This is a genomic window from Sneathiella sp. (assembly GCF_041689005.1).
GTDB lineage: Bacteria > Pseudomonadota > Alphaproteobacteria > Sneathiellales > Sneathiellaceae > Sneathiella.
Window position 1 is genome coordinate 1 of sequence record NZ_JBDNHC010000067.1, and the last position, 7928, is coordinate 7928.

Sequence of the window (7928 nt, forward strand, 5' to 3'; positions counted from 1 at the left end):
CCTCATTGAGGCAAGCGTCGGCGACGATGGAGTTATAGAGCGCGAAATGCGGAATATCGACCGGCAAGATGCGCTGGACGCGCTTGGCGTTCCGTCTGAAGATGCTCTTGATGCGCTCACTGACATTGACGAAGATTGGGAGGCGATCGAGAAGGACGCTTCTGCCTGGATCGAGCAGACGTTGCAGTTTATTCGCCTTCGCGAGATATCTGAAACTGAGAGCATTAAGGGCGCAATTCCTTTTCGCTATATATATTCGACCTCCCGCATGCATACGTTGATCCCACTCGAAACATTCTATTCCAACTGCATATCATCGATCGATATGTCAAAAGCAGCGCTCTTATCGCGAACGGTTAAAACCGTCCCGATGACCTTTCGGCGGCGAACCGCCTTGAGTCGAAGCGGGCGAGCCTCATCCACTCGCCTGTTGCGTTACGGAGATCCATTCATTTCAGGAATGTGGTCGATCACGCAGGGAGATGATCGCGGCCGCTCAACAGCCATGTGGCGACAAATGCCTGGCTATCACAGTGACGCCATTGTGGACTTATTTTTCCGCTTTGATTACGTGATTGAAGCTGATGTAAGTGCTGCGGTGAATGTAATGATTGAAGCCGCACTCGGCGGACCTTCGGCCGCGGCGGCGGCCCGGCGGCGAGGTGATATGGCATTGCCGCCATTTCAACAGACGATCTGGCTGGACCGTGAGATGGAGTTAGTGACTGACGCGACATTATTGGCACTTTTGAATCGCCCATATCAACCCAAGGCAGCCCCCCAAGGTGGGCGGGACTTCAATCTCAATCCCAAACGATGGCTCAATATGATGCGACTCGACATTCCCGAGCAGGAAAACTGGAATGACTTGTGCGTTACTGCACGCCAGAAGAGTGAAGCTTGCCTCCTTACACTCCCATCATTTGTCGGCGATCTTGAAGAAGCAGAACGCCGAGCCTCAGAAGTTGATATCGGTCGTCTGGGCCAGTTGCATGCGCGCGCGGTTCGGAGTGCCGATCCAGCAGACAAGGCCGACTGGGTATTGGAATCGAAGCTGTCCCAACATCTCATAGCTGGGATTAAGGCACCGCATATCCACCTTGACTCTATTCTCGCCTCTTTCGTGACGGGAAATGCAGCGGCCTCGGCCATTATCGATGATCGCGCATGAGCGCTGCGTTCGACTTCGACGCACTTTATGCGGTGTTAGATGCTTGGCCATCCGCAGAAATCCCAATTGAGGCCAGCGACGACGGTATATTTCATCGTGTGCAACAGGTGCTTTCTTCACACCACAAGAGCGAGCAATCGCCTATCAATGGCGATCTGATCGGGCTTTTGCGACATGTTATGCGACGACATGCGTTGCAGACAGGCGCTTTGGCCCAACTCCGCGTTCCCGTAAGCACGAACTGGCCAACCCGCGACCGTTGGGCATCCTATGGCATCCGCGCCCAGAAGGTTGGTACAAACCAGTATCTGATCGAAGCCGAGCCGTTCGCGCCCGATTGGCTTGCCGAGAGCGATCGCCCCCTTTTTGAAGATTCCTTCGAAGAGCGGGAGGTGCGCATAGATTGGCGTAGGCCAATCGATCCCTTCCTCGCTGACGTCTGCAGCTTTGATCATTACATGTCGCCCGGTCAGAGAGAAGCTGTTCGCAGCGCCTTCCTTCTGCCAGCAGGCGAGACATTGATCGTCTCGTTGCCGACTGGCTCCGGCAAAAGCCTTGTCGCACAAGCTCCGGTCTTAGTGCGAGGGCTCGAATCCGGATTGACGCTTTGCATTGTGCCAACGACCGCTCTAGCGATCGATCAAGCACGTCAAACCGCCCGACTCTTCAAAGACCGTTATCCACGCCGTGAAGTTCCATCACTCGCCTGGCATGCAGAATTGACTGAGGATAAGCGCCTTTCGATCAAGTCCGCGATTCGCAAGGGTAGCCAAGGTATATTATATTGCTCACCCGAAGCGATGACCGGGGCTCTGCTACCCGCACTTTACGATGCGGCACGTGCTGGATTTCTCGCCTATCTGATCATCGATGAAGCACATCTCGTAAGCCAATGGGGAGACGGTTTTCGCCCGGCTTTTCAGATGCTAGCAGGGGTGCGTCGTGGCTTGCTCAATGTCTGCGAGGGCCAGGGCTTTCGAACCATACTTATGTCGGCCACTTTGACCGCCGATACGATCGGGACGATAGACGCACTTTTCGGACCCGTGAAAAACACCCAGATGATCGCATCGATTTATCTGAGGCCCGAACCCCAATATTGGGTCCATCGAGAAATCGATGAGGATAGCAAGGTGGCCAAGCTTTTGATGGCGGTGCGCCACGCACCAAGGCCTCTCATTCTCTATGTCACCAAGCGAGAGGATGCCCGGCTTTGGCTCAGGCGGTTGCGGCAAGAAGGCTTCGCGCGCAGTGAGTGCTTTCATGGAGCGACTGGTAACATTGACAGGAAGAGTATCATCGACCTTTGGGCGGCCAATAGGCTCGATATGATCGTCGCTACGTCTGCCTTTGGTGTTGGCATAGACAAGCGAGACGTCCGCGCTGTTATCCATGCCGCCGTGCCCGAGACACTGGATCGCTTTTACCAAGAAGTTGGACGTGGCGGGCGAGATGGTCGTACATCGACATCGCTCCTGGTTCATTCTGATATCGATCGGGAAATCGCGGACCGGTTAGGAACGCCATCGCTCATCAGCGCCGACCTCGGGTTCGAACGATGGTCGGCCATGCTCGATGTCGCCGTGCCGCTCAATCCGATGGGTACGTTGCTCGAACTCGATCTTGACGTCGTTCCGCAGCGCCTGCACCAGCAATCAGATTATAACGCGGCTTGGAATATGCGCATTTTGATCATGATGGCGCGTGCCAAGATGCTGGAGCTCGAGTCGCGACCTCCTGACATGATTGAACGAGATGAAGACGAAACCGATGCTGCGTTTGATCTGCGAAATGAGGAGCATTGGGCATCCTATTTTCGGAAGACCATCGTTAGTATGCTCGAGTTTGGCCACGGCAATCAGACAACATTTGATGAACATATCGGCGAAGAACGTTTGCGATCTTTCCGTTCGGCAGCAGAGAATAATCAATTGCTGGATGCACTCCTGTGCGGAGATGTTGAGGTCTCGGGCTTGCTTGATGATCTATACCGGAGTCATGTACCAGGGCGAACGCTTATAGTATCCCGCGCATGTGGCGGTTGTCCGGCGCATCGCCGGGTCACGTCAGACGACCTGAACTATGCGGAGCCCGTTGCCCATGGCATCGACAGGATTGATCCGGTCGATACAACAGTTTTCAGGCTACGGTTTCCGCATATCAATGTCGCAGCTCCTATCCTGATTCCTTTAGCCGAGCCGTTGGAAACAGCCACAATCGTCCAGATATTGGAAGATTTAGTCGCGACCTTTGGTATTCGCGAGGTCAGCATCCCGGACGACCTTCGGTCCGAGCCGTCAATCCAGAAGCTTTATACCCGGGCAAGCGATGGAATTGTGTTGCTACAATCGCTAGAGGAAGAGGCGTCGCGAGAATCGGCTTACAAGCTAGCGCGCGCAACTGTTGTCACGGGCAGGAAAGTAACTGAGGCGATGCTTCTGCTCGATCGACCGCTTCATATTCTGCTGGTGCCCTTATCGACACCCGACCCTTTCCACCAGGGTCGGCGCCTCGTGGAGACCGGAGCAAATAGTCTCACCGTGGATCACTTCAGGCTGGGAGCACGCTTATGAGCATACTCAATATGACGAACGATGGCTTGTTCAACGTGCTGATCGTTCTTGTTCGAGCTTTGGTTAGCTTTGGCCCCAAGCCGAGAAGCGAATTGCTCAAGGCCTGCGGCGAAGATCTCGTCATGGTCGAGTCGAGGCAACTCAACAATACTTTGACGCGCTGGACCGAACTCGGACTTTTCGAGGTGGTGACCGGTAACGTAGCCATTGCCGAAGGCCACCGCGCGGCTCTGGGCAAGCCTGCGGACGTCGCAGAAGCAAGGCTTCCCAAGATCGTTCGAATGATCGCACTCGCCCCTGAGAACAACGCCCGCTTTTGGGGGTCGGAAGGCAACAAGAGCGCTGATCTCAGCCGCGGCTTGTCCTGGATTCTCGCTCAGAATATCTACACGATCGACACATCGTCGCATGCTAAAATCCAGTTGCTCGAGAACGACCAGATTCCGGATCTTAGCCAGCGAATATTTGGGAACGATACGCGATGGAACGGGTTGCGGACATGGATGGTCTACCTTGGTTTCGGCCGCACTGGCTCGCAAGTTACGGTCGATCCGACCGATGCTTTGCGAGACGCGCTTTCGGATATCTTCGTCAGGGAGGCTATTTTGCCGGCGGCTGAATTTGTTTCGCGTGCCGCTGACATCCTGCCTGTGCTTGATGGCGGTGAGTACCGCAAGCAGATGGAGGCGGTTTTGAATCCGGCACAATGGTCAGCGCCGGCAGAGGGTCGTATTTCGATGTCGCTTTCGCGCGCGATCCAAAGGCTTGACCGCGAGGGTCTGATCGCCACTCAACAGAAGAGCGATAGTGAGGACGGCATTACCTTGCAGGGATCCAGCACTGATTCTTGGCGCGAGATGACGCACATTCGGCGGCTGCCATTAAAGAGGGCCAAATAATGCTAGAAAGCTACTGGCCCAAGGCGCCGGCGGTAAACGCCTGCATCAAGAATGAGGCGGAGACAGCAGATGTCTCGGTTCTTCTGGCTGTGCACCAGCCGTCGCAACTCGCTCGGCGCAGTGCGGCTACCGGCAACTCTACCCCAGCAACCGAAAAGGATCTGCTCGACGCGTTCCTGACGGACAATGTGCCGTCGGGTGCCCTCTTGATGCCAATCACCGGACCATCCGGTGTCGGCAAGTCTCATATCGTGCGCTGGCTTGACGCCCAGTTGAGGCGGTCCGCAAAGCGCGAACAACTTCACATCATTCGGATCCCGAAGAGTGCAAGTCTGCGCACCGTTGTTGAACTCATTCTCGAGCCGCTAAAGGACGACGCCCGATATATTAAAGCCCACAACGATCTGACCCGCGCTGTAGCGGAAGTGAATCTCCAAGAAGCGGTCATTACTTTCCGTGCGCATCTACAAAATGCGCTGGCAGCGCGGCGGGCCAACATGGTCGCGGAAATCCGAGACGACCCTGAACGCAGACACCTCAAAGCCCTGATCGGTCATGCCGATAAACTGCCGCTTTTGTTCGCCGATGGTGCGCTAGAGCAGCATTTTGTCCAAAACGTGCTATCGAAAGTTGTCTCTCGCGCACTTCGGGGGCGAACCGAAGACCAGGACGACGATGATGCGTTGCCACAATTCGTGGCTTCGGACTTAGTCCTGCCTGAAACTGTACCGATCAATCAGGCATCGCTCCCGGTGCGCGATTATTACCAGCGCAACATCGCTAATGTGGAGATTGATCAACTGCAACCTGTGGTCGATCTGCTAAATGATGCAGTAGACACGGCGATTGGTAATGTGTTCAAACTGGAACAAAATGCAGGGGGGATGACCCTTCAGGACATCATCCTTGCAGTACGTGAAATTCTCTTTGCCGACGGCATGGATTTGGTCCTGCTCGTCGAGGATTTTGCGGCGCTGGCCGGCATTCAGGAGGTATTACTCAAAGTTTGCATCCAGGAAGGAGAGAGTGAAGGCAAGAAGGTTCGCGCGACTATGCGAACGGCCATGGCGCTAACTGACGGCTATCTATCATTTCGCGATACGATCATGACCCGTGCCCAACGCGAATGGGTCGTTGGTGGAGGGGTGCAGACCGATGACGAGATCAGGGCCGGCGTGGTCGGGATGGTCGGAGCCTATCTGAACGCAGCTCGTTGGGGCGATACTGAGTTGCGACGCCTCTTCAATAAGCGCGATCCCGAGCAGTCATTGACCGACTGGCTTCCTGCGTGGCGTGGAGAAGACCTCTCCGACGAGGAAAGCAAAGCGGTCACGGCCTTCGGCTATACGGAGAAAGAAGAAGCGCTCTTTCCGTTCAACCGACAAGCGATCGAGCAACTCGTTGATCGGCACCTTATACTAGGTGGAAAGTTAGTCTTTAATCCACGCCGGGTGATAAACGAAATTATCCGCAACACACTGTTAATGCGACCTACCTTCGAAGCTCATGCTTTTCCACCGGCCAGCTATGAGGGGCTGTCGCCCAACGCCAATCTGGCGAACTGGATCCGCCAAACGCATCAACCCGATGAGATATCACGCCGGCTCGGGTCATTGCTTGCGGCTTGGGGTGGTAATCCGCTCGATACTTCAGAAATCGCTCATATTCCACCTTCTGTCTTCAAGGCTTTCAGCCTTCCAACGCCTGAAGACCTCGCCAATATCCGCTTCGTACCTGAGCCCGAACGTCCGAAACTTTCGATTAAGCCCGCGCAAAACGGAGGTGTTGCAACACCGTCAGTCGAGGGCGAGCCATCGATCGCCGTTGCGAAGCCGGCTGAAGATCCGAGGGTCGTAGACCTTCGCGGCAAGCTTGATGCTTGGTCCAAAGGCGCGCAGCTTGCACAGAACGACGCGCGTTCCGTTCGTACTGCCCTCTTTGAAATGCTCAAGCATGCCATTGATCTGCCAAGTCTTCGCATTCGCGATGGCGATTTACGGCCGCAGTGGATTACTATTCCCAGCGCGCGCGGTAACCCGCAATCTGGTCTAAAGCTTCACGTCTGCGACAATCCGTTAGACGAAGATGGGACGGTCCGCGCAGGGCTAATTGCAGCCGTGCGCTTCAATCTCAACGGCAATCGATGGACGTATCCCGCAGCCGACGATGATTATGTTGCGAGTGCTGCGCTGATCGATCATCTAGTTGCGCAACTCCGGCCCAAGTGGATTGAGGATGCAAAAGCGCAGGTTTCGGCCTTAGGCCGCGCACTCATTACACAATCACGCATCGCTGGCTTATCCCCGCCGGTGAAGCCGTCCAGCGCGGCTGGGATATTTACTGGCCTGTTTGCAGTTCCAGAAGTCAGGACGGGCCAGTCCTTCGACGAGAATTGGGACAATCTTTATACTGACACACTGGGGCCGCGCGCGCGCGATATGCTGCAGGCCGAACTGATTGCCCGTTGCGGCTGCTTTCAAGGGTCAGGGCGAACACTCAATGCAGTCGATGTCGTTCGGCTAATGGATGCGATTTCAGGCGAGGCATCTGCCGGCGAAACCAGTGACGGCTTACCAGAAGAAATAAAGGCCTATATCCGTTCACTTTCGGAGAACCGGATCCGGCGGAGACTAACTTCGGTGATCAGTAAGCTATCGACCTTCCAAACGCAGATCACCGAGTTTATCGAAACAGATTTCGACAAGGCTGGCTTTGTTGACGATCTGCAGGCCATAGTGCTACTTTTAGCGAAAACAGGGACGACGCCTTCTGTGGGGCCAAATCTGAAGGAGTTCGAAAGGCAACTAATCGAGTTCAAGCAAAGCGCCTTTGTTAATCTGGTCGCCAAAGCGGGAGTCATCACAAAGGCTGATGGCGATCAAACACCGGGATTGTTGAACGCGCTGGGCTCCATTGACCTTGGTTTGATCGCGCGCACAATGTCGTTCCTGCAGAAGTCCGCTGAATTGATAGCCGCGGCCGAGACCAACGTGACGCGAGAGGAAGGCAACCGCAGTCAGTCCGATCCGAAGGACCTCATCTTGGAATTGAACGATATGCTTAGCCTAGTCGCTGGCTTGTCCCCGAGCGAAAAGGAGGCGGCATCATGACCATGACCCTCGCGGCGCGAGCAACAAAACTACATTCTCGCCTTGAAGTGCTCGACCAGACCGCATCAAATGTCGCCGAGGCCAATGCTCTCGAAGGCTTGCGGTTAGACCTAGCGACCCGGTCAGAGAAACTTGCCACTGAGATTGCCAAGCAGGAACTTCTCTCGACAGCATC

Annotated in this window: 4 protein-coding genes; all 4 read left to right on the forward strand. The window is 55.1% G+C overall.

The features are described from left to right. Positions 1–1171 (forward strand): hypothetical protein (locus ACESNI_RS07355; RefSeq protein ID WP_373085898.1); only part of this gene is annotated, 1171 nt, incomplete at its 5' end. Next, on the forward strand, positions 1168–3744 hold the full coding sequence (gene dpdF / locus ACESNI_RS07360) for a protein DpdF (RefSeq protein ID WP_373085899.1): 2577 nt from the start codon (positions 1168–1170) through the stop codon (positions 3742–3744). The genes ACESNI_RS07355 and dpdF, both read left to right, overlap by 4 nt. After that, entirely contained in the window at positions 3741–4643 is a 903-nt protein-coding gene (gene dpdG / locus ACESNI_RS07365; protein ID WP_373085900.1) for a protein DpdG, read from the forward strand. The genes dpdF and dpdG overlap by 4 nt, the downstream gene beginning before the upstream one ends. Then, complete coding sequence (dpdH, locus tag ACESNI_RS07370; RefSeq protein ID WP_373085901.1) at positions 4643–7753, forward strand: protein DpdH; 3111 nt, start codon at positions 4643–4645, stop codon at positions 7751–7753. Before dpdG ends, dpdH begins: the two co-directional genes overlap by 1 nt. Positions 7754–7928: the final 175 nt, after the last annotated feature.

What these genes read in the sequence shown, in the direction of transcription:
- dpdF (WP_373085899.1), top strand. Translation starts at nt 1,168, where the DNA reads ATGAGCGCTGCGTTCGACTTCGACGCACTTTATGCGGTGTTAGATGCT.
- dpdG (WP_373085900.1), top strand. Translation starts at nt 3,741, where the DNA reads ATGAGCATACTCAATATGACGAACGATGGCTTGTTCAACGTGCTGATC.
- dpdH (WP_373085901.1), top strand. Translation starts at nt 4,643, where the DNA reads ATGCTAGAAAGCTACTGGCCCAAGGCGCCGGCGGTAAACGCCTGCATC.